This window comes from Flavobacterium notoginsengisoli, from assembly GCF_042686225.1.
In the GTDB taxonomy this organism is placed as follows: Bacteria; Bacteroidota; Bacteroidia; order Flavobacteriales; family Flavobacteriaceae; genus Flavobacterium; species Flavobacterium notoginsengisoli.
Genome location: NZ_JBHUOT010000002.1, coordinates 37,312 through 59,451, shown reverse-complemented (window position 1 = coordinate 59,451; position 22,140 = coordinate 37,312). Strand labels below are relative to the sequence as shown.

The 22,140-nt window shown below is 34.2% G+C and carries 20 protein-coding genes; 10 read left to right on the top strand and 10 right to left on the bottom strand.

Translation table 11 applies throughout. The annotated features are described in order from the left end of the window. Window positions 1–91: 91 nt before the first annotated feature. The 5 genes from ACFS3A_RS05470 to hpt form a co-directional block, all read right to left on the bottom strand. Window positions 92–2,236 carry a S46 family peptidase gene (locus ACFS3A_RS05470; protein ID WP_379824439.1) on the bottom strand — a complete coding sequence of 715 codons (2,145 nt, stop codon included), beginning with the start codon at window positions 2,234–2,236 and terminating at the stop codon, window positions 92–94. A gap of 356 nt (window positions 2,237–2,592) precedes the next feature. After that, window positions 2,593–3,594, bottom strand: coding sequence for a GTPase ObgE (gene obgE / locus ACFS3A_RS05465; RefSeq protein ID WP_379824438.1), 1,002 nt, complete (start codon window positions 3,592–3,594; stop codon window positions 2,593–2,595). Between the two features lie 144 nt (window positions 3,595–3,738). Continuing rightward, window positions 3,739–5,013 (bottom strand): hemolysin family protein, encoded by a 1,275-nt coding sequence (locus ACFS3A_RS05460; protein WP_179002157.1) that lies wholly within the window; start codon window positions 5,011–5,013, stop codon window positions 3,739–3,741. A 201-nt stretch (window positions 5,014–5,214) separates the two neighbouring features. Beyond that, entirely contained in the window at window positions 5,215–5,787 is a 573-nt protein-coding gene (locus ACFS3A_RS05455; RefSeq protein WP_109190676.1) for an adenylate kinase, read from the bottom strand. Between the two features lie 66 nt (window positions 5,788–5,853). Next, the gene (gene hpt / locus ACFS3A_RS05450; RefSeq protein ID WP_109190677.1) at window positions 5,854–6,384 is read right to left on the bottom strand and encodes a hypoxanthine phosphoribosyltransferase; all 531 of its coding nucleotides are present in this window, start codon (window positions 6,382–6,384) and stop codon (window positions 5,854–5,856) included. Window positions 6,385–6,572: 188 nt separating this feature from the next. Between hpt and ACFS3A_RS05445 the strand changes: the two genes are divergently transcribed. The 7 genes from ACFS3A_RS05445 (at window position 6,573) to ACFS3A_RS05415 (ending at window position 15,858) form a co-directional block, all read left to right on the top strand. After that, on the top strand, window positions 6,573–7,856 hold the full coding sequence (locus ACFS3A_RS05445) for a PQQ-dependent sugar dehydrogenase (protein ID WP_379824437.1): 1,284 nt from the start codon (window positions 6,573–6,575) through the stop codon (window positions 7,854–7,856). Between the two features lie 190 nt (window positions 7,857–8,046). Further along, window positions 8,047–10,137, top strand: coding sequence for a TonB-dependent receptor (locus ACFS3A_RS05440; protein WP_379824436.1), 2,091 nt, complete (start codon window positions 8,047–8,049; stop codon window positions 10,135–10,137). Window positions 10,138–10,161: 24 nt separating this feature from the next. Further along, window positions 10,162–10,713: a hypothetical protein gene (locus ACFS3A_RS05435; RefSeq protein WP_379824435.1), complete on the top strand. Its 552-nt coding sequence runs from the start codon at window positions 10,162–10,164 to the stop codon at window positions 10,711–10,713. A 236-nt stretch (window positions 10,714–10,949) separates the two neighbouring features. Beyond that, a complete protein-coding gene (locus ACFS3A_RS05430) occupies window positions 10,950–12,101 on the top strand; it encodes a 5-(carboxyamino)imidazole ribonucleotide synthase (RefSeq protein WP_379824433.1) in 1,152 nt (383 codons plus the stop codon). Window positions 12,102–12,450: 349 nt separating this feature from the next. Next, window positions 12,451–12,936, top strand: coding sequence for a 5-(carboxyamino)imidazole ribonucleotide mutase (gene purE, locus ACFS3A_RS05425; protein ID WP_111424354.1), 486 nt, complete (start codon window positions 12,451–12,453; stop codon window positions 12,934–12,936). Window positions 12,937–13,037: 101 nt separating this feature from the next. After that, window positions 13,038–15,065, top strand: coding sequence for a M3 family metallopeptidase (locus ACFS3A_RS05420; protein ID WP_379824432.1), 2,028 nt, complete (start codon window positions 13,038–13,040; stop codon window positions 15,063–15,065). Window positions 15,066–15,198: 133 nt separating this feature from the next. After that, window positions 15,199–15,858, top strand: coding sequence for a SanA/YdcF family protein (locus ACFS3A_RS05415; protein ID WP_379824431.1), 660 nt, complete (start codon window positions 15,199–15,201; stop codon window positions 15,856–15,858). A gap of 34 nt (window positions 15,859–15,892) precedes the next feature. On the opposite strand, the gene ACFS3A_RS05410 is transcribed toward ACFS3A_RS05415, so the two are convergent. The 5 genes from ACFS3A_RS05410 to ACFS3A_RS05390 all read right to left on the bottom strand — a co-directional run bounded on the left by ACFS3A_RS05410 (window position 15,893) and on the right by ACFS3A_RS05390 (window position 20,159). Then, entirely contained in the window at window positions 15,893–16,243 is a 351-nt protein-coding gene (locus tag ACFS3A_RS05410; protein ID WP_379824430.1) for a type II toxin-antitoxin system HicB family antitoxin, read from the bottom strand. 1 nt (window position 16,244) lies between these two features. Next, complete coding sequence (locus ACFS3A_RS05405) at window positions 16,245–16,487, bottom strand: type II toxin-antitoxin system HicA family toxin (RefSeq protein WP_379824429.1); 243 nt, start codon at window positions 16,485–16,487, stop codon at window positions 16,245–16,247. A gap of 191 nt (window positions 16,488–16,678) precedes the next feature. Further along, window positions 16,679–17,941: a cation:proton antiporter gene (locus tag ACFS3A_RS05400; protein ID WP_379824428.1), complete on the bottom strand. Its 1,263-nt coding sequence runs from the start codon at window positions 17,939–17,941 to the stop codon at window positions 16,679–16,681. Window positions 17,942–18,119: 178 nt separating this feature from the next. Then, window positions 18,120–19,601: a hypothetical protein gene (locus tag ACFS3A_RS05395; RefSeq protein ID WP_379824427.1), complete on the bottom strand. Its 1,482-nt coding sequence runs from the start codon at window positions 19,599–19,601 to the stop codon at window positions 18,120–18,122. A 144-nt stretch (window positions 19,602–19,745) separates the two neighbouring features. Beyond that, window positions 19,746–20,159 (bottom strand): DUF1842 domain-containing protein, encoded by a 414-nt coding sequence (locus ACFS3A_RS05390; protein WP_379824425.1) that lies wholly within the window; start codon window positions 20,157–20,159, stop codon window positions 19,746–19,748. A gap of 325 nt (window positions 20,160–20,484) precedes the next feature. On the opposite strand from ACFS3A_RS05390, the gene ACFS3A_RS05385 reads away from it, so the two are divergent. The 3 genes from ACFS3A_RS05385 (at window position 20,485) to ACFS3A_RS05375 (ending at window position 22,129) form a co-directional block, all read left to right on the top strand. Further along, window positions 20,485–20,988, top strand: coding sequence for a GbsR/MarR family transcriptional regulator (locus ACFS3A_RS05385; RefSeq protein ID WP_379824423.1), 504 nt, complete (start codon window positions 20,485–20,487; stop codon window positions 20,986–20,988). Between the two features lie 68 nt (window positions 20,989–21,056). Continuing rightward, window positions 21,057–21,392, top strand: coding sequence for a hypothetical protein (locus ACFS3A_RS05380; RefSeq protein WP_379824422.1), 336 nt, complete (start codon window positions 21,057–21,059; stop codon window positions 21,390–21,392). Next, window positions 21,389–22,129, top strand: a complete 741-nt coding sequence (locus ACFS3A_RS05375; protein ID WP_379824421.1) for a YqjF family protein — start codon at window positions 21,389–21,391, stop codon at window positions 22,127–22,129. The genes ACFS3A_RS05380 and ACFS3A_RS05375 overlap by 4 nt, the downstream gene beginning before the upstream one ends. The last annotated feature ends 11 nt before the right edge of the window (window positions 22,130–22,140 follow it).

The following is a 22,140-nucleotide window of genomic DNA, read 5'->3' as shown; positions in this document are numbered from 1 at the left end:
GTTAGGTTTGTACGCACAAAGTTTGCAAAAAAAGTAAACCCGACAGGTTTAAAAACCTGTCGGGTTTGATATTTATAATCAGAATTAAAGATTATTTAGCAATCGTCAATTCGTCGATGATGTTTTTCGCTCCTGCGTATTTGTCAATAATCCAAAGTACATAACGAATATCAACGTTGATTGTTCTTTGTAAGTTAGAATCGAAAATAACATCTCCAGCCATAGCTTCGATATTTCCATCAAAAGCAATACCGATTAATTCTCCTTTTCCGTTAAGAACTGGTGAACCTGAATTTCCTCCGGTAATATCGTTATCAGTTAAGAAGTTTACTGGCATGTAACCTGCTTTATCAGCATATTGTCCGAAATCTTTTTTCTTGTTCAACTCTAACAAACGAGCTGGCAAGTCAAATTCCTGATCTCCAGCTTTGTATTTTTTAACCATACTTTCCATTGTAGTATAGTTATTGATTTTAGCATCATTACGAGGATCTGCAGGTAAAGCGCGAACTTTTCCGTAAGTCAATCTCAAAGTAGAGTTTGCATCTGGATATTTAATCGCGTTTAATTTAGATTCTCTTAAACCTTCAACCAATTTACGGAAAGCCGTTGCAAAACCATCATCAGCTTTCGCCTGATCGTCTGTTTTAGAACGGTATTTTGTCAACAAATCATTAGAAATAATATACAACGGATCGTGTGTAAGGGCTACCGGTTTTGGATCTGCTAAAAACCCTAATATTTTTTCTTTAGAGGTAAAGTAACTTTGTTCCGTTGCTTTTGCTACATCAGCAGTAAAATCGCCATTGTTAGCTGTTTTCATTTTTGCAATTTCTGGAGCAAGTCCATATTCAGCAGCTTTAGCAGCGTATAAATTCAACTGTGCAGTTAAAATATCCTTTTCTAACGGAGCATAAAATTCTCCATAAACGCTTTCAATTAATGCATTGATTTTAGGAAGCATTTCTGCTTTCTTTGCATCATTTTCTTTATAATAAGCAATTAATGCATTTCCTAAATTAGCTGGCGCAGTTGCATAAGCAGAAGTACGTAAAAGCTGTGTCAAATAATTATCGTGACGTGCTTTTAAGTTTGTTTCTCTGTAATAATCATTGATTGTTGGAATTACATTCTCGTACTTTTCTTTATTTGCAGGTTTGCTTGCCCACTCATAAAACTTATCTTCTTGTTCTGCTTTAGTATCAACCGTTCCGGCTTTTGTTAAAGCATCGATCATACCCTGACGGTTTTTCCAGTAGTTTGCAGTCGAAGCATATTTAGAAGCATACTGTAAACGAACCGTTGCGTCTTTATCCATATACTTTTTCATTACGTCCATTCCAGTCTTTGCGCCTTCAACCCATGCAGGGTAAGCATATTTTATGTTTTGCTCAATTCCTCCGGCTGGCATCCAACGGTTTGTTCTTCCTGGATATCCTAAGATCATGGCAAAATCATTTTCTTTAACACCTTTAATACTTACAGGCAAATGGTGTTTTGGTTTCAAAGGCACATTGTCTTTTGAGTAAGCTGCAGGATTTCCGTCTTTATCTGCATAAACTCTAAACATAGAGAAATCTCCAGTTTGACGAGGCCACTCCCAGTTGTCTGTATCTCCACCAAATTTACCAACGCTTTCTGGTGGTGTTCCCACTAAACGAACGTCTGTGTAATCTTGGTAAACAAAATAGTAATATTCATTTCCTTGAAAGAATGGACGAACAGAAACAGTGTATTTTCCGTTTTCGCTGTTTTCTTTTTCAATCAAATTGATTTCCTGCTGAATCACTTTGTTTCTTTCCGTTTCCGTCATTTGATCGTTTACTTTAGATAAAATTCTTTTAGAGACATCATCCATACGAACGAAGAAACGAACAAACAAAGATTTTGGTTTCATTTCCTGACTACGGTCTTTAGCCCAGAAACCATCTTTTAAATAGTTTCTTTCTGCTGATGAAAGTTCAGCAATGGCACTATATCCACAGTGGTGATTGGTAAGTACCAAACCAGTATTTGAAACGATTTCGGCAGTACATCCTCCATTGAATTGTACAATCGCATCTTTCAAACTGTGATTGTTGATACTGTAAATTTCTTCGGCTGTCAATTGCAAGCCCATTTTTTCCATATCTCTATGGTTCAATCTTTCGATAAACATCAAAAACCACATTCCTTCATCGGCTCTCATAGGGAAAGTCATAAGGCACATGGTCAAGAATAAAATTACTTTTTTCATGTTATTTTGTTTAAGTGATGCGAATATAGCTCATATTTATAATTATTCCACTCAAAACAAATCCAAAATTGCACATGTTTTCGCTTTTTTAGTCTTTTATTAAGAATTTAACACAAAAGCAGAACGCGGATTAAACAGATTCGCTATTGCGAAGACGCGGATTTGGACTGATTTTTTAAATCAGTGTTTATCCGCGACTTTACGAAGTAAATCCGTTTCATCCGCGTACTCAATGTCATTCTATCAGATCATACAGAACTAAGTAACCTTTACACAATTGGCACTACATTATTCGAAACAAAAAAAGGTATTCTGAAAAACAGAATACCTTTTTTAAAATTGTATAAATAATCTAATTATTCATTAAGCATTTTCCAGAGTTTGTCTTTCAAATCGGTTAAACCTTGTTGTGCAACAGACGAAATAAACAAGTATGGAACATCTTTGAAAGTAACATCTAATTCTGCTTTCAATTCTGCTTTTAATTCATCATCCAGCATATCGCATTTTGAAATTACCAATAGACGTTCTTTGTCTAGCATTTCAGGATTATATTTGGTTAATTCGTTAACCAAAATATCGTATTCTGCTCTAATATCTGGCGTATCAACAGGAACTAAAAATAACAATGTCGAATTACGCTCAATATGACGTAAGAAATAATGACCTAAACCTTTTCCTTCTGCGGCGCCTTCAATAATTCCCGGAATGTCAGCAATTACAAAAGATTGAAAATCTCTGTATGCTACAATTCCTAAATTTGGTTTTAAAGTGGTAAAAGGATAATCGGCAATTTTTGGTTTTGCCGAAGTTAAAACAGACAATAAAGTAGATTTTCCTGCATTTGGGAAACCAACTAAACCTACATCAGCCAAAACTTTTAATTCTAAAATTACATCCATTTCTACCCCAAGCAAACCTGGCTGTGCGTAACGAGGCGTTTGGTTTGTCGAACTTCTAAAATGCCAGTTTCCTAAACCTCCCTTTCCTCCTCTTGCCAGAATTTGTTTTTCTCCATCTTCTGTAATTTCAAAAAGTGTTTCTCCAGTTTCTTTGTCTTTTACAACAGTTCCTAGTGGCACTTCAATGATTTTATCATCTCCATCTGCACCCGTACTACGATCGCCACCACCATCTCCACCGTGACCTGCTTTAATGTGACGTGCAAACTTTAAGTGAAATAATGTCCAGAGTCCTTTATTTCCAACTAAATATACATGTCCGCCTCGACCTCCATCTCCTCCGTCTGGACCACCTTTTTCAATAAATTTCTCTCTATGTAAATGCGTAGATCCTTTCCCTCCTTTTCCGGAAGAAACATATATCTTAACGTAATCTACAAAATTTCCTTCTGTCATTTTTCTAAGTATTCAGTCGCAGTCGCAGTTTTCAGTACCCAATGCGACTGAAAACTGTAACTGAAAACTATAATTTATTTTTGATCTAATCTCAGTCTAAGTCCCACCGCAAACCGCGACTGTAAACTGTGACTGTAAACTTTTTTATTCTTTCAATGCTTTAACAAGCACTTTATCAATCTTAACTCCGTCCATATCTATTACCTCTAGAACGAATTTTTGCCAAACCAATTTTTCTCCTTCTTTTGGAATATGAGAAAGCTCGGTCATGATCATGCCACTTACAGTGTTTACTTCGTAATCGTTGGTTAATTCGTCTAACTCGAAATAGGTTAAGAAATCATGTAACGAATAATGTCCGTCAACCAGCCATGAACCATCTTCTCTTTCTATAAGCTGGAATTCATCTTTATAAAACTCAGAGGCATCTCCAACTAAAGCTTCCAGGATGTCATTCAAAGTAATCAAACCTTGAAAAACACCATATTCATCTGAAACTAAAGCGTAATGAACTCCTGTTTTCTTGAAATTTTCTAAAGCTTTATAAGCCGTAGTCTGTTCCATTAAATAAGGCGCATCAGAAACTATTACCGACAAATCGAAATTATCTTTTTCTATACTGGCGAAAATATTCTTTAGTGTAACCACTCCAACAATATCATCGTAATTATCATTATAAACTGGATAAACAGCATGCAGATCCTGAACCACCAATTCCTTAATCTTGTCTTTATCTGCTTTTAACGGCAACATGTCAACCGACTTACGATGTGTCATTAACGAACTTACTTTTCTATCTCCGATATGAAAAACGCGCTCCACAATATCTTGTTCAATTTCTTGAACTTCTCCAACTTCTGTCCCTTCTTTGATTATGGCCTTAATTTCTTCTTCAGTCACTTTTCCGTCTGCAGTTGGTTTGATTTGTAAAACATTCAACAAGAAATCTGTTGAAGAAGTTAACAACCAAATAAACGGCGCCGTAATGATTGAAATGACTTTCATTGGCATTGCCACCATTTTTGCAATTGCTTCTGGATAATTTAATCCGATTCGTTTTGGAAGTAATTCTCCTAAAACCAATGAGAAGAAAGTTAAAACTACAACCACAATTCCAACTGCGATTGAATGTGCATAAGGTTTTAAAGCTGCAAAACCTGCCACAAATAATTCAACATCGGCAGTGATTTTATCGCCAGAATAAATACCTGTTAAAATACCGATTAAGGTAATTCCGATTTGTACTGTTGATAAAAATTTGTTTGGCGAATTGGCTAAATCGAGTGCTGTTTTAGCACTTTTATTGCCTTTTTTCGCTGCTGTTTCCAACCTGTTTTTACGGGCTGAAATCAAAGCGATTTCAGACATGGAGAAAACTCCGTTTAGTAGAATTAGAAAAAATATAATTAGTATTTCCAATTGATAGGGGATTCGTTATAAAATGGTCTAGTTAAATGCAATTTGTACTCAATTTATTATAGCCCAGATGGAAGTGAATAGCCCGGAGCTAAAAAAACTAATTTTTCCTGCCAGAAAACAGCGACCGGAGGAAGCTCGTTTTATGGTTTGGAAAAATAGTTTTTTTAGCGAGGACTAGTAACGTACAGCTGGAAAAAGCTTCTACAAATTATCTATAACTGACGTTAAGCGCTCTGTAATATCTTTTATTTCTCCGATACCGTTTACAGCGTGAAATTTATTCTGCGCTTTATAGTAATCGATTAACGGAGCTGTTTTTTCATTGTATTCCTGATATCTCACACGAATTTTTTCTTCGTCCTGGTCATCTGCTCTTCCGCTTGTTTTTCCTCTTTCTAATAGACGTGCTACTAAAATTTCGTCATCAGCTTCTAAAGCGATTGTTGCTGTTACGCTTGAACCGATTGTTGGCAAAAATTTGTCTAAAGCTTCTGCCTGATTGATTGTTCTTGGGTAACCGTCAAACAAAAATCCTGCTGTATCAGGGTGTTTTTTTACCTCATCAATTAACATTGCAGTTGTTACTTCGCAAGGAACTAATTCTCCGTTGTCCATAAAAACTCTTGCTTTTTTTCCTAGTTCAGTATCATTTTTTAAATTGAAACGAAAAATATCTCCTGTTGAAAGGTGTGTTAAATTGTATTTTTCTTTTAAAAATTCTGCCTGAGTTCCTTTTCCTGCACCAGGCTTTCCAAATAAAACGATGTTAATCATAATTGAAATGAGTGTTGTTACTTCTGTCTTTCAGAAGTTTTAAAATGAATATATAGTTGTGTTTTGTTATTCTGCTAATTTGTAAACTTCGGTTAAGTTTCTTCCTAATCCATCATAGTCCAAACCATAACCCACAATAAATTTGTTCGGAATTCTAATTCCGATGTAATCTATTTTTATGTCTTTTTTATATGCCTCCGGTTTAAAAAACAAAGTTGCAATTTTAAAATGCTTTACATTTCTTTCTTTAAACAAATGCTTCAATTCTTCGATTGTATTTCCGGTATCGATAATATCTTCGATAATAATTACCGTTCTTCCAGACAAATCCTGATTGATTCCGATTAATTCTTTAACCGAATTTGTTGTTTCAGTTCCTTCATACGATGCCATTTTGATAAAGGAGACTTCGCATGGTTTTTTATATTTTTTTAGAAAATCTGATACGACCATAAAGGCACCATTCAAAACTCCAATAAAAATTGGCGTATCATCTCCAAAATCGTCTTCTACCTGAGCCACTATTTTGGTTAAAGCAAAATCAATTTCTTTAGCCGAAATAAACGGAACAAATTGTTTATCGTGAAGTTGTATCATTATTTTTCTTTTTAAAATAATGCACAAAGATACAGAATTAGAACTTAACAGCTTATATCAAAATGGACTGTATGCGGATTATTTTTTTGGGAATGTTAAATATCAGTTAATATTTACAAACCAGTCTTTTAGGCTATTTTAAATTTCAGTAAATTGTTATGATATAATTATTTAACTCCAAAAAACCAATGAAAAAATCGTTAATCCTGTTTTCAATTCCGTTATTAGCTTTAATGACTTCGTGCAACGGACAAGTAAAAAAAGAAGAAAAAGAAGCACTTGCCAAACAGCCCGGAAACGTTGTAAAAACGGCTATCGGAGATATTACACTTCCTCCGCCCTACGCAACCGAATCAAAAACAAAGAACAGCAAAGTTATAGGCTGGCCCGAAGGAAAAACACCAAAAGCACCGGAAGGTTTTACGGTAACCAAATTTGCCGACGGTTTCGAAAATCCACGTTGGAGTTATACCGGGCCAAACAACGATATTTTTGTTGTGGAGAGCGGAACCAGAACAAGCAAAAACCAAATTATAGTTTTGCGTGACAAGGATAAAGACGGAAAATATGAAACTCGCGAAGTTTTTATTTCTGGTTTAAACAGACCTTTGGGAATGCTGATTCTTAAAGACTTTTTTTACATTGCCAATACCGATGGACTTTATCGATATCCTTATAAAAATGCTCCTTTAAAATTAGAAACTAAAGGAACTAAAATCGTTGAACTTCCCGCGGGTGGATACAACAATCACTGGACAAGAAGTTTGCTCGCTAATCCTGAGGGAACAAAAATTTATATTGGTGTTGGTTCCGGAAGCAATGTCGGAGAAAACGGGATGGATAAAGAAATTCGCCGTGCCGCAATTTTAGAAATTAATCCTGATGGAACCGGCGAAAAAATTTATGCTGAAGGTCTTAGAAATCCAATGGGAATGGACTGGAATCCGGCCAACAAAAAAGAACTTTGGACGGCAGTAAATGAAAGAGATGAACTTGGCGATGATTTGGTTCCGGATTATATCACGAGTGTAAAAAGAGGCGGTTTTTATGGATGGCCTTATTCGTATTTTGGAAGTATTCCTGACCCAAGATGGAAAGGGAAAGGCGAACGAAAAGATTTGATAGAAAAAGCCATTGTTCCCGATGTTCCGGTTGGTGCTCACACTGCTTCTTTAGGATTGGCTTTTTATACTAAAGATTCTTTTCCTGCTAAATATAAAAACGGAGCTTTTGTAGGACAGCATGGTTCTTGGAACCGCTCTGTAATTTCAGGTTATAAAGTTTTATTTGTTCCTTTTAAAGATGGAAAACCTTCAGGAAAACCAGAAGATTTTTTAACTGGTTTTATTTCTGACAATGATAAAGCGGAAGTTTACGGACGTCCCGTTGCTGTAACGGTTATGAATGATGGATCGCTTTTGGTAAATGATGACAGCGGCAATACGATTTGGAAAGTGACAGCAAACAAATAAATTTGAAACTCAAAAATTTTTAAACACATAGAGACATAGATTTTTTTGCATTAAAAAGTTGATTTTAAGAAAACTCGTTTTCACACATAGCTACTATGTGAATTTAAATAAGTGAAACGCCTTTTTTGCCTCAATCAATACTATGTTTCTATGTGTTAAAATAAAACCGCACTTTTAACTCTGCTCATTTATGTCTTTCCTAAAATGTTTTCTTTTTCTTTTGATTTTTTTTGTTTCTAAAAACATTTCAGCACAAGAAAATATTGATTCTACCAAAACCCAAAAACTAAACGAAGTTTTAATAAGTCCGATTCACATTAATCGGGATTTACAAAATAGTCCTGCTTCGATTGGTGTTTTATCTGAAAAAGAATTACTTCGAAATAATACCACAGACATAAGTAATGTCATTAACACGATTCCTGGAGTTTTTATGCAATCGTCGAATATTACGACAACCCGAATTTCAATTCGCGGAATCGGCGCCAGAACGCCATACGGAACGAATAAAATCAGGGCTTTTTATGGAAATATTCCGTTGACTTCTGGAAACAGTGAAACCGTAATTGATGATATTGATCTTCAAAACATTAATCAAGTCGAAGTCATAAAAGGGCCACTTTCGAGTATTTACGGCGCGGGTTTGGGCGGTGCAATTTTGATTTCGCCTGAAACATTTAATAAAGGAAACTATCAAACTGAAATAAGTTCTGTTTTTGGATCTTTTGGATTATTGAAAAACAGAGTCGGTTTTAACTTGAATGAAAAAAGTGCTTCACTAAATCTGAGTTACCACAATTTAAAAACGGACGGTTGGCGCGAAAACAGCGCTTACAATCGGGAAGGAATTACGCTCGGCGGTGAATTGTTCCGAAAGAAAAACAGCAAGTTGACGTACTTTTCCAATTACACTTATTTAAAAGCATACATTCCGAGTTCAATCAACAAAAACACTTTCGAAAATAATCCGCAGGCAGGCGCGCCGACTTGGGTTGCTTCAAAAGGCTTTAAAGAATACAAATCGACTTTGGCAGGATTAGCTTATGATTTTAAATTAAACGATCATCTCCAAAATTCGACTTCCGTTTTTATCAATTATAAAGACAGTAACGAACCGCGTCCTTTTGATATTTTGCGTCAATATACTTTTGCTTCGGGCGTGAGAACTCAGTTTTCAGGAGATTTTAAACTTGGGAAAATTAAAAATCAATTTATTGCGGGACTGGAATATTTCAGAGATAATTACAGCGGAAATACTTTCCAAAATTTATATCAGCAAAATAACGGAAACGGAAGTTTGCAAGGCAATCAACTTACCGCAACCGATCAAAAAAGAGATTTTTACAATATTTTTTCACAAATCAGAACTTTGCTTTCGGAACATTTTGAGATTCAGGCGGGTTTAAATTATAACAAAACTAAATTTGAATTGCAGAATGATTTTCCCGCTTCCGCGAATAATCCAAAGGAAAGATATAGTTATGATGGGATTTTTTCGCCACAGCTTTCTTTTCTTTATAAACCAAATGAAGTTCGAACCTTTTACTTTTCTGTAAGTCGAGGATTTTCTCTTCCTGCAACTGAAGAAACTTTAACTTCAACAGGAAACATCAATTCTGACATTAAACCCGAAACAGGTTATAATTTTGAATTGGGCGGAAAACTGCACTTTTTCAATAGAAAACTCTACACCGAAATTGCTATTTACCGAATGGAAATTAAAGATTTATTGGTTGCCAAAAGAATCGGCGACGATCAATATGAAGGTGTAAATGCCGGGAAAACTTTTCATGAAGGAATTGAGATTTCCCTAAACCATAATTGGCCAATGAATCGAATTTTTAATTTAAACTCTTACATCGGAACATCAATCGGGAATTATGAATTTAAAGAATTTGTTGATAACGAAAATGATTTCTCTGGAAATAAACTCACCGGAGTTCCAGCCAATACCGCAAGCGCTGGTTTTACTTTAAATACAAATACTGGCTTTTATTTTACTGCCGATTTTCAGTTTACAGATAAAATCCCAATGAATGATTCTAATGCCGATTATTCCGATTCTTATTCACTTCTGAATTTAAAAACCGGTTACCAATTTGAAATTCTATCTGGTTTAAAAGCTCATTTCGACGCAGGCATAAATAATGTCACAAATGAAAAATATGCCTCAATGATTCTAACCAATGCAACCGCTGTAGGAAACGTAAAACCGAGATTTTACTATCCTGGATTACCTGTAAATTATTACGGAATTATCTCATTAAATTATGTATTTTAGCACAGTATTTAACTCCACAAAACAATGCTTTCCGAACTGCAGAAGAAACTGGATTATGTCAATGCTTATAGAGAAAATCGTCTCAAAACGGCAAAAGATGTTTTAGAAAACCCTTCACTTTTTAGTGAATTGGTTTCGATTTGCTTTTCGCCCGAAAATAAAAACAATCATAAAGCCTGCTGGATTTTAGAATTTGTTTCGTACGAAGAATTGCATTGGCTTCAACCTCATCTTGACTTTTTCTGTTCGAATCTGAAAGTTTTAAAAGATGAAAGTTCCATGCGTCCGATTGCCAAGGTGGTTCAGCTTTTGGTAAAATCGCATTACAAGAAAAATGAAAACGGAATTCAACTTTCTGAAGAAAATCTACAAGACTGTATCGAAGCCTCTTTCGACTGGCTGATTAACGATACCAAAGTTGCCACAAAAGCTTATTCTATTCGTACTTTATATATTTTAGGAAATTATTACGACTGGATTCATCCCGAACTCAAAGTCATAATTGATAAAGATTTCGGAGACCATTCCCCTGCCTACAAAGCCGTTGCCAAAGAAGTTTTGAAGAAAATAAAATAGCTTTTTTTTGATAGCCACGAATTCACGAATTATTTTTTTTCCACAGATTAAAAGGATTAAAATGATTTTTTAATTACTTCAAAAAATAATCTGTGGAAATCTGTGAAATCTATAGCAGGATATTTCAGCCAAAGATTGGATTTCTATTAATTAAAAATTCGTGAATTCGTGGCTATAAAAACTAAATTTTGGCTAAAAAAAGATTAAAAAGTATCTTTGCAAAAACACAACTCAAAATGAATTATTTTTCTTCTGATTTTAAATTAGGAATATTAGGTGGCGGACAATTAGGTAAAATGCTTTTGTTTGACACCAGAAAATTTGACATACAAACTTACGTACTAGATCCAAGCGACGAAGCGCCAAGTAAAATTGCCTGCAACAAGTTTTTTCAAGGTGATTTAATGGATTATGAAACCGTTTACAATTTCGGAAAACAAGTCGATGTTTTGACTTTCGAAATCGAATTGGTAAATCTTGAAGCTTTAACGCAATTGGAAAACGAAGGTTTAAAAATATATCCTTCTCCAAAAACCTTAAAAGGAATTCAGAATAAAGGCGTTCAAAAAGAATTTTACGCTAAAAATAATATCCCAACTGCACCTTTCGAAAGATTTGAAAATTTAGAAAGTCTGAAATCTAAAATCAACGATCTAAAATTACCATTTGTGTGGAAATGCACCGAATTTGGTTATGACGGAAATGGTGTAAAAATAGTTCGTCAGGCATCCGATTTAGATACCTTGCCAAATGTAGAATGCATTGCAGAAACTATGGTTCCGTTCAAAAACGAATTAGCGGTAATTGTAGTTAGAAATCCATCCGGAGAAATGAAAACATATCCGGTTGTCGAAATGGAATTTCATCCAGAAGCCAACCAAGTTGAATATGTAATTTGTCCAGCAAGAATCGATGATAAAGTTGCTGAAAAAGCCAGAGCGATTGCTTTACAAGTTTCAGAGAACTTCAATCACGTTGGACTTTTGGCAGTTGAAATGTTCCAGACTCAGGACGACGAAATTTTGGTTAACGAAGTTGCTCCTCGCCCACACAATTCTGGTCATTATTCTATCGAAGCAAGTTATACTTCACAATTCGAAAATCATTTACGTGCTATTTTAGATCTTCCGTTAGGAAACACAGACAGTAAAGTTGCCGGAATTATGGTAAATTTAGTCGGTGCCGAAGGTCATTCTGGAAATGTAGTCTATGAAAACATCGAAACCATTTTAGGATGGGACGGTGTTACACCACATATTTACGGTAAAAAACAAACGCGTCCTTTCAGAAAAATGGGTCACGTGACAATCGTAAATGAAGATATGGCGGAGGCGAGAAGAATTGCGCAGGAAGTTAAGAATACTATTAAAGTGATCAGTGGTCAGTAATTTTTAGTGTTCAGGTGCAGTCTTCAGTTTTAACTAACTTAAATCAAAATATAAAAATGGGATTTCTGGATTTTTTTGATTTACTAGAAAATGCCTCGAAGGTGGCTGAAAGCCCAAATTTAATCAAGACTCACTTTGAAAAATTTACTGATAAAAATGAATACGTCGGTGAGAGAATTAAAAGTTTTATTGTTTTCTTAATTCTAACATTATTCTTAATTGCAATAGGTTTTGTACTTATATTTATAATTTACAAAACAACAAAACAGTCTTAAACAAAAAACTTTAAGATTTCAGATTCACAAACTTGAAACTTGAAACAAAACAAAACAAAACAAACAAAAAACTCATGAGCAAAGTAGCTATTATAATGGGAAGCATCTCAGACATGCCAGTTATGCAGGATGCAATCGACATATTAAAACAATTTAATGTAGAAGTTGAAGTAGATATTGTTTCGGCACACAGAACGCCGGAGAAATTATTCGACTTCAGCAAAAATGCACATAATCGTGGAATTTCGGTAATTATTGCCGGTGCGGGTGGTGCGGCACATTTACCAGGAATGGTGGCTTCAATGTCTCCGCTTCCAGTAATTGGAGTTCCGGTAAAATCAAGCAATTCAATTGATGGCTGGGATTCTGTATTATCGATTCTGCAAATGCCAGGTGGCGTTCCAGTTGCAACTGTCGCTTTAAACGGTGCAAAAAATGCTGGGATTTTAGCGGCGCAAATCATTGGAAGCCACGATAAAAAAGTTTTAGATACTATTATTTCTTATAAAGAAGAATTGAAAGCGGCGGTTAATAAAGCGGCTGAAGGTCTTAATAAATAAATTTAGTGGTCAGTGGTCAGATTTTTAGTGGTCAGTCGTTGTCTTTATGGAAACTGAACACTAAAAATCTGACCACTGACTACTTAAAAAAAACTCTACTTATGAGCGTATTAACACAATATTTCAACACCAAACATAATACAGCGCCTTTTTCGCAGATAAAAATCGAAGACTACGTTCCGGCCTTTCAGGAAGGAATTGCTTTGGCGAAAGCAGAAATTGATGCGATTGTAAATAATCCGGAAGCACCGACTTTTGAAAACACCATTGTAGCAATGGATTATTCGGGCGATATTTTGGACCGTCTTTCAAGTGTTTTCTTCAATTTGAATTCGGCTGAAACGAATGACGAAATGCAGAAAATTGCACAGGAAGTTTCTCCTTGGCTTTCAGAATTCGGAAATGACATTCGTTTGAATGCCGATTTGTTTGCGAAAGTAAAAACCGTTTACGATCAAAAAGAAAGTTTGAACCTCAACCCGGAACAAACGACTTTATTGGATAAAAAATACAAAAGCTTTTCAAGAAACGGAGCCAATCTTCCAGAAGATAAGAAAAACCAATTAAGAGAAATCGACAAAGAATTATCGAAATTGAGCTTACAGTTTGGCGAAAATGTGTTGGCAGAAACCAACAATTTCGAATTGCATTTAACCGATGAGAAAGATTTATCAGGTTTACCAGAAGGCACAATCGAAGCTGCAAGATTATTAGCCAAAAATCAGGAAAAAGAAGGCTGGATTTTTACTTTAGATTATCCAAGTTATGTTCCGTTTTTGACTTATGCTGATAATCGTGAATTGCGTAAAAAAATGGCAATTGCTTTTGGAGCAAAAGGTTTTCAAAGTAATGAATTCAACAATGAAGAAAATGTTCTGAAAATTGCCAAACTTCGTCATGAAAGAGCCAATTTATTAGGTTACAAAACACACGCACATTTTGTTCTGGAAGAAAGAATGGCCGAAAGTCCGGAGAAAGTATTTTCTTTCTTAAATGATTTATTGGCAAAAGCAAAACCTGCGGCGCAAAAAGAGTTTGCCGAATTAACTGCTTTCGCAAAAGAGCTAGACGGAATCGAGCAATTAGAGAAATGGGACGGCGCTTATTATTCGGAAAAATTAAAACAACAACTTTTTAATTTAGACGATGAAAAGCTGAAACCGTATTTTCAGTTAGAAAAAGTTTTAGACGGCGCTTTTACCGTTGCCAAAAAACTATACGGTTTAACTTTTACGGAAGTTTTTGATATCGATAAATACCACGAAGAAGTTACTACTTACGAAGTAAAAGATGCAAACGGAAATTTAGTTTCGATTTTCTACGCTGATTTCTTCCCAAGAAAAGGAAAAAGAAACGGTGCCTGGATGACTTCATTCAAATCACAATATGTAAAAGACGGCGTAAACGAGAGACCGCATATTTCGAATGTTTGTAATTTTACAAAACCAACTGAAACAAAACCTTCGTTATTGACTTTTAATGAAGTCACAACTCTATTCCACGAATTCGGACACGGTTTACACGGAATGTTGGCTGACACAGTTTATCCAAGTTTATCCGGAACTTCGGTTTATTGGGATTTCGTAGAATTGCCAAGTCAGATTATGGAAAATTGGTGTTACGAGCCGGAAGCTTTGGCTTTGTTTGCGAATCATTACGAAACGGGAGAAATTATTCCGATTGAATATGTTCAGAAAATTAAAGAAAGTGCAAGTTTTCAGGAAGGTTTGGCAACATTGCGTCAATTGAGTTTTGGATTATTAGACATGGCTTGGCACGGACAAGATCCAACTACTATCACCAATTTAAAAGCTTTCGAAACGGAACAATTTGCCAATACACAATTGTATCCAGATGTAAAAGAAAATGCGATGAGTACTGCTTTTTCGCATATTTTTCAAGGTGGATATTCTTCCGGATATTACAGTTACAAATGGGCTGAAGTTCTGGATGCTGATGCTTTTGAATATTTCCATGAAAATGGAATCTTTAATGAAGAGATTGCAAAAAAATTCAAAGATAATGTACTTTCTAAAGGAGGAACAGAACATCCAATGACTTTATATAAACGCTTTAGAGGTCAGGAACCAAAACCTGAAGCTTTGTTGAAGAGAGCGGGATTGCTTTAATTTTAGATTTTAGTCCCGATAGCTATCGGGATAGATTTCAGATTATAACCGAAGTAGAAATGCTTCGGTTTTTTATTTGGTTTTACTTTAACTATCTTCGTATTTTTAAATCTTAATCTTACAAATACAAGCCGTGAAAAAATATTTTAAAATAGCACTTTATCTTGCCATAATTGGACTGATTGCAATTGTCTCTGTAAACTACTACGTAAAAAATTCGACTAAGAAATACATTCATTATTCAATTAAAAAGTTTCCCAAAAATGATGTTGGGATTATTTTTGGTGCGGGAATTAACGGAAATCAGCCAAGCAAATATTTAAAGGATCGTTTGGATGCCGGAATTATGCTTTGGAAAGCAAAACGAATCAATAAAATTTTACTTTCTGGAGATAACGGTCGTGACGAATATGATGAGTTAACCGTTATGAAAAACTACTGTTATAATCATGGGGTTGATACAACAAAGATTTTTATTGATTATGCCGGTTTCGATACTTACTCAACAATGTATCGCGCTAAACATATTTTCAAGATTAAAAAAGCAACTTTAATTTCTCAGGAATATCATCTAAATCGCGCTATTTACATCGGACAACAACTCGGAATTAAATCTGCTGGTTATTCTGCAAATCAAGGAGAATATCTTGGATATAAATATGTAACGTTTAGAGAATACGGCTCTATTTTCAAATCTTTTTTTGACGTTTTGAGAAATCGCAAACCTCGTTTTTTAGGAACTACAATAGATATAAATGGGGAATCTAATTATTCTAAAGAAGATAAACGATAAGGAAAAGCCCAAAACAGAAATGTTTCGGGCTTTTTTAATTTAAAATCTCTTCATGTTTGACAACATATGCCAAGGCTTCTTTTACAACTTCGTTTAAATTCAATCCTTTTCTAGTGGCTAAGAGTGCTATTTTTTGATGCAATTCCTGAGACACTCTCACGTTAAAAGAGCCTTTATAGGTTTTATCCGGGACTTTATTCAATAATTTACATGTCTCTAAATAATCGTCAACCGCTTCTTTAAAAGAGGCTTCTAATTCTGTAACCGAAGAACCTTCAAAAGTTACCAAATCGGTTATACCTTGAATTTTACCAAAGAATATTTTATCATCTGCAGAAAATTCTAATGTACCAATATATCCGTTATATTCTAAATAGTTTTTCATCTTACAATTCTAAATATTCAATAATAATATCAAGTTGATATCCTTTCAAAACTTTTTGTGGATGTGGTTCATGTAGACTTATAATCTGTTTATTTTCATTCGCAAATTTTCTTCTTGAACCACCTGTTTTTCCTTGTGAAATCTGATTATAACCAAAATGATTCAGAACTTTCAGCATTTCATCCCAAGAAAAATCTTTTGGTTTTGATTTTAACCTTTCAATAAGTTTATCAATCTTACTCATACAAATTTATCATTAAATCTTCAATTTGCAACTAAATTTTAGTCACAAACTAAATTGAAAGATAAAAATAAGAAAAATCATTCAAAAAATATTTTTTGATTTAAAAAAAGACCTGCAAATATTCTTGCAAGTCTTTATCAAATAGTTTAAAAATAAAATCTTTACTCTTGACTCTATTTTCTATATTCTCTTTACTCTTTCTCCAAAACTCTCTTAGCCAATTTCCCAACCGTCAGTCCTTGAACAACAATTGAAAATAATACCACAATATAAGTGACTTCCAAAAGCAAGTTTTTATATTCACTTTCTGGCATTGAAAGAACCAGAGCAATAGAAACTCCGCCACGAATTCCTCCCCAAACTAAAACCATCAAAGAACCTTTGTTGTAAGCCGATTTGATTCCGAAGAACTTAAAGATATCGAAGAATTTCCACGGTAAAACTATTGAAGTCAATCTTGAAAAAAGCACAATAAAAATAGCTACAAAACCTGTCAATAATTGTTTATTCAAATCTGGAAGTAATAAAAGTTCAAAACCAATAAATAAGAATAGAACAGCATTTAAGATTTCATCGATCAGTTCCCAAAACTTTCCAAGATAATCTTTAGTTACTTCACTCATCGCGACTTTTTTACCGTAATTTCCAATAATCAATCCCGCCACAACCATCGCCAGCGGACTGGAAACGTGTAAACTTTGAGCCACTAAAAATCCTCCCGTAACAATAGAAAGTGTAATTAAAACTGAAACTTTATAATCGTCAATTTTCTTCATGACTTTTGAAGCTGTAAATCCGAAAACGGCTCCTAACAGAAGTCCGCCTATTCCTTCTTTTGCAAAAAGCCAGGCGATGGAACCAAAACTTACATCAAATGTTGGATCGGTTGCCATTTTTAGAACAACGGCAAACATTACAACTGCTACTCCATCATTAAACAATGATTCTCCAACAATTTTGGTTTCGATTCTTTTAGGAACTTTAGCTTCTTTTAAAACTCCCAAAACCACAATTGGATCGGTTGGAGAAATTAAAGTTCCAAAAACCAAGCAAAATATATAAGGGATATTTATTCCTAAAAGAGGAGCAATATAATAAAGCAACATTGAAATGATTAAAGCTGACAACACTACACTTACGGTAGAATAAATCATAATCGGAACTTTTTGTTCTTTCAGATCGGACATGTTTACGTGTAGAGCTCCGGCAAATAATAAAAAGTTCAACATCGCTCCCATCAATATTTCGTTGAAATCAAATTGTTTGATTAAATCAAAAAAATGTTTGGTCGTTGCAGGAAAATAAGAATCTCCTAAAAGACGAATACCTACTGAAACCAGCATAGCAATAATCATAATTCCGATCGTTCCCGGAAGTTTTAAAAATCTTAAATTTAAATAGGCGAAGAAAGAAGCCAATACAATAAGTATTGAAAAGGTGTAGTATAATTCCATAAAATGTGATTTTTACAAAAATAGCTGTATCATTATTTAATCGAAAATTTCAAGGTTTGAATTAACATAACTTTATTATTTGTTAAATAGCCATTCAACTAATTGAAAAAGCCGAAGTAAATACTTCGGCTTTCTACTTTAGAACATTATAATCCGCCTTTAATACTCAAAATCTAATTTATTTGTTATTACGAACAAATTCATCAAACTGTCTCAGTTTAAGAGCTTCTGTTTCTTCGATCAGTTTTGTTTTAAGATTTGCATTTTTTGCATTTTTACCTGTTGTTAGAATTTTAGGTTTTGTAGTATATAAATAAGACTCAAATATGTGACTTAAATACAAAGGAGATTTTCCAATCCCACGTGACTTATCAAAGTTTTGAGATTGATGACAAGTAAAACAGTTTACCAGATTACCTGCATTAATTTTATGAATACTATCCTTAAAAGTCTGCGTGTAGGTTTCCATTGTAATGTTAGCTAAATTCGAAGAACCTCTTGCCAATGAATCCAGAAGTACACTTGAGATCTGCTTTTTTACAATAGTTTTAGCCTGATCTTCAGGAGATAATCCATCAGTGTCTAACCAAATTGATCCATTATAAAAATAGTTTTTGAAAACATCTTTTAATTTTGAAGCTACACATTTATTAATAAAATCAATATTATTAAAATTGACAGGCTCTGATTGACTTGTAGACATGTATGCATTTGTACCTAAAACTTTTGGCACTCCATATTCATAAAGAACAAAGGCCTTATTGGGTGTAAGTGGCTTTTTATTAGTTCTGTCCCAGGTAATACCAGATAAACCGGATGTTTCTCCGCTTTCGTAAAACAGCTTTTCTTCTTTTACTGTTACTGAATTATTTTTCCAGTCATAAACCGGAGCCATATCTTTGTGCTCAAAAGTTGCCCAAATAAATTCAGGATGATTCTTTACAACTCCAACAACATGCATGCCCAGCAATGCTACAGACTTTGCTACATATTGTCCACTTTTATTTTGGACTGCTGCTTTAGTAATAAAATAATCTCCTTGTTTTTCTTTTGGAATTGCAGCTGTGCTAATCCAGGATACTTTTAATTCAAGCGACCCAACCGGAAATGTTTCTAAATTAGAATACGGTATTTTTCCACTGTTAATTTCCGATGCTGCAATAAGCGCTTTATCCATCAATATTTTATTTACGTGAATAGAATAAAATACTGTATCGCCCGCCGTTTTTCCAGGAACTACTTTTGGATTAGAAACCAAAACCCCTGCTGGTCCAGCCTGATTAATTGAACTTAAAACTAGTTTTAGTCCTAATTGCGGACTAACATGTTCCATTTCGGGAGTAACGACATCTAACGAATCTAAGAACAAAGGATTTCCGTTTGCTAATGGTTTTGTCAGCCATAAAAATTTCTGCCATGACCATTGATGAAAAATACAATTCGTTGTACTTTTAGTATCAAAAGGACTTCCATCACCTTCTTTTGGAGGCGGCGTCTGCTCATGTGGAAACCAGCTTGCTTCGCATTCACAAACCGCAGCCGCATTATCAGCATAAGAATCTTGTGCTTTTCCTAATATTTTTTCTTTATTTAGAAAAAATAGTGAGACAACCGCTACTGAAAGAACAGCGGTGGTAGTTATAATTGTTTTTCTTTTCATTTCCATGTGTTTTTTTTTGTGAATAGGGCAATAAAAAAGGGCCGCCTTTAGAAGACGACCCTTTAAATTAAATTGTAACTGAATATTAGAACTGAATTAAATCCTAATTTAATACTCTAAAGTTGATAAACCTGGGGTCCTAATTTATGCTAACTCTGGTTGTAAATTCGCTGCTGCTTTTACAGGAACATCTTCTACATTGTGTCTCCAGTACGAGAAACCTCCTTTACCATTCCAAGCATTGTCAATTGCTAAATGCGCATTGAAGTCAGCTAAGAAAGAACCAATTGCCGGCGGCGGGAAAGATTGAACATATTGTCCTTGTAAACTAACTACTTTAGTGTACTCACCTAATCCTGTTGCATAAATTTTACCTTTTACTTGTACCACAATGTGACTATCAGGACCGTTAACAGCCTGAGTAATTACTACTGTACCAGTAACAGAATTTTGCGATGGTACAACAACTAAACTAAATGTTGCAATTGGAGCACCTGGTGTTCCAACATTTCCAATTGTGCCTTTTGCTAAATAAGCACCGGCTAATAAATCTGACATAATTTTTTCGATTTAGGTTTTCCTACTCTTAAGGCTTTTCGGTACCGCCTCGTTTTTTCAAGTGGTTTCTGCTCCACCAATTTTTATTTCTTTCCTTTTTTTTAGACATTTTTCTAAATATTAAGGAAACGGCTTTTTGTTTATTTTCAATTCAAAACTATAACAGATAAGAAGGCAGAAGGAAAAAAATGACACAAAGTAGTCTTTTTATGACACCAGCTGGCAAAAGAGACTACATAAGAAAAATGAATACGTAAAAATACCTGCTTTCAAATAAGTTTCAATTATTTTTGAAAGTTTAAAAACTTTTACTTACATTTGATCCATGGAATTCAAAGAAGCAAAAAATAAGTTTGTACAAACCTGGGGAGCATTAGGCTCACAGTGGGGAATTAATAAAACGATGGCACAAATCCACGCTTTATTAATGGTTTCGAACGAACCGGTTTCTATGGAAGACATTATGGAAGAATTGCAGATTTCCCGCGGAAATGCGAGCATGAACTTAAGAGGTTTAATGGATTGGGGGATTGTTTATAAAGAATACAAAGCGGGAGAAAGAAAAGAATTTTTCACGGCTGAAAAAGACTTAGACGAATTAGCAGTTAAAATTTCCAGAGAAAGAAGCAAAAGAGAAATCAAACCAACGCTGAAAATCTTAAAAGAAGTTTCGACTATTGAAGCTAAAGATTCAGCAGAAGAAAAACACTTTGTAGATCAAACTTCCAAATTGTATGATTTTGTTTTAAAAGCAGATAATATGCTGGACAAAATGACTGAATTTAATGATAACTGGCTTGGAAAATTGTTTATGAAAATGATGAAATAAATCCTCAACCTAAAAAAATTTAATTCAAACTTTCATTTTTTTCTGAAAGTTTAAAACAATCAATAATTATGAAAAATATTAATTACCTAAATTATTTTTTTGTTGGAGTTCCTTCAATAATTTTTCTATTAGCCTTCTTTGAAATATTAGATTTTACTGTATTTGCCTTATTGTTCAGTATACTAACTGGTTTATTTCAAGTCACAATTGGTGGCTGTATGCTGATTGATGAACCCCGAAACAAATTTCTTCAATCCTATATCGGTGGAGTTGTTTTATACTTTCTTATTGTTTTCATTAATCCTTTTTCTTCTTATGATTTCAAATTTTACTTTTTAGCTGCAACACCAGCAATATTGGCATTTTACCTTTCAATATTAATCTATAAAAAAGCACACCAATGAACTTCTTAAAAGCAGAATGGAAAAACTTAGCCCTTTTCAATTATGAAGTTGAGGCTAAACTATTAGAAAAATATCTTCCGGCAGGAACCGAAATTGATATTTGGAACAACAAATGTTATGTCAGTCTGGTTGGGTTTATGTTTAAAAACACGAAGGTTTTAGGATTAAAAGTTCCGTTTCATGTCGATTTTGAAGAAGTGAATTTGAGATTTTATGTAAAACGTTTTGAAAATGACGAATGGAAACGCGGTGTAGTTTTCATTAAAGAAATCGTTCCAAAAAAAGCGATCACTTTTATTGCGAATACTTTGTATCAGGAACATTATGAAACTCAGAAAATGAGACATGAAATTCATGAAAATGAAGACAGCAATACTTTTATTTATCAATGGAAAAATGGTGCAGAATGGAATACAATTGAAATTGAAACCAAAAAAGATTTAAGCAAAATCGAAATTGATTCTGAAGCTGAATTCATTACAGAACATTATTTCGGATATACCAAAATCGATGAAGAAACGACTTTTGAATATGAAGTTACTCATCCAAGATGGAAACAATTTGAAGTCTTAAATCATCGTATTGCTATTGATTTCGAAAAAAATTATGGAAGCGATTTTGGATTTCTTCAAACTCAAAAACCAATTTCTGTTTTCCTGGCTGAAGGATCAAAAATTACTGTTAAGAATAAAAGAAAACTTCAGCTGATTCCTGTTGAAGAGGAATTATACGCATAAAACTATTCATC

Excerpts from the sequence above, each read along its gene's own strand:
- ACFS3A_RS05470 (WP_379824439.1), bottom strand. The coding sequence starts at position 2,236 with ATGAAAAAAGTAATTTTATTCTTGACCATGTGCCTTATGACTTTCCCT.
- obgE (WP_379824438.1), bottom strand. The coding sequence starts at position 3,594 with ATGACAGAAGGAAATTTTGTAGATTACGTTAAGATATATGTTTCTTCC.
- ACFS3A_RS05455 (WP_109190676.1), bottom strand. The coding sequence starts at position 5,787 with ATGATTAACATCGTTTTATTTGGAAAGCCTGGTGCAGGAAAAGGAACT.
- hpt (WP_109190677.1), bottom strand. The coding sequence starts at position 6,384 with ATGATACAACTTCACGATAAACAATTTGTTCCGTTTATTTCGGCTAAA.
- ACFS3A_RS05445 (WP_379824437.1), top strand. The coding sequence starts at position 6,573 with ATGAAAAAATCGTTAATCCTGTTTTCAATTCCGTTATTAGCTTTAATG.
- ACFS3A_RS05440 (WP_379824436.1), top strand. The coding sequence starts at position 8,047 with ATGTCTTTCCTAAAATGTTTTCTTTTTCTTTTGATTTTTTTTGTTTCT.
- ACFS3A_RS05435 (WP_379824435.1), top strand. The coding sequence starts at position 10,162 with ATGCTTTCCGAACTGCAGAAGAAACTGGATTATGTCAATGCTTATAGA.
- ACFS3A_RS05430 (WP_379824433.1), top strand. The coding sequence starts at position 10,950 with ATGAATTATTTTTCTTCTGATTTTAAATTAGGAATATTAGGTGGCGGA.
- purE (WP_111424354.1), top strand. The coding sequence starts at position 12,451 with ATGAGCAAAGTAGCTATTATAATGGGAAGCATCTCAGACATGCCAGTT.
- ACFS3A_RS05420 (WP_379824432.1), top strand. The coding sequence starts at position 13,038 with ATGAGCGTATTAACACAATATTTCAACACCAAACATAATACAGCGCCT.
- ACFS3A_RS05410 (WP_379824430.1), bottom strand. The coding sequence starts at position 16,243 with ATGAAAAACTATTTAGAATATAACGGATATATTGGTACATTAGAATTT.
- ACFS3A_RS05405 (WP_379824429.1), bottom strand. The coding sequence starts at position 16,487 with ATGAGTAAGATTGATAAACTTATTGAAAGGTTAAAATCAAAACCAAAA.
- ACFS3A_RS05400 (WP_379824428.1), bottom strand. The coding sequence starts at position 17,941 with ATGGAATTATACTACACCTTTTCAATACTTATTGTATTGGCTTCTTTC.
- ACFS3A_RS05395 (WP_379824427.1), bottom strand. The coding sequence starts at position 19,601 with ATGAAAAGAAAAACAATTATAACTACCACCGCTGTTCTTTCAGTAGCG.
- ACFS3A_RS05390 (WP_379824425.1), bottom strand. The coding sequence starts at position 20,159 with ATGTCAGATTTATTAGCCGGTGCTTATTTAGCAAAAGGCACAATTGGA.
- ACFS3A_RS05385 (WP_379824423.1), top strand. The coding sequence starts at position 20,485 with ATGGAATTCAAAGAAGCAAAAAATAAGTTTGTACAAACCTGGGGAGCA.
- ACFS3A_RS05380 (WP_379824422.1), top strand. The coding sequence starts at position 21,057 with ATGAAAAATATTAATTACCTAAATTATTTTTTTGTTGGAGTTCCTTCA.
- ACFS3A_RS05375 (WP_379824421.1), top strand. The coding sequence starts at position 21,389 with ATGAACTTCTTAAAAGCAGAATGGAAAAACTTAGCCCTTTTCAATTAT.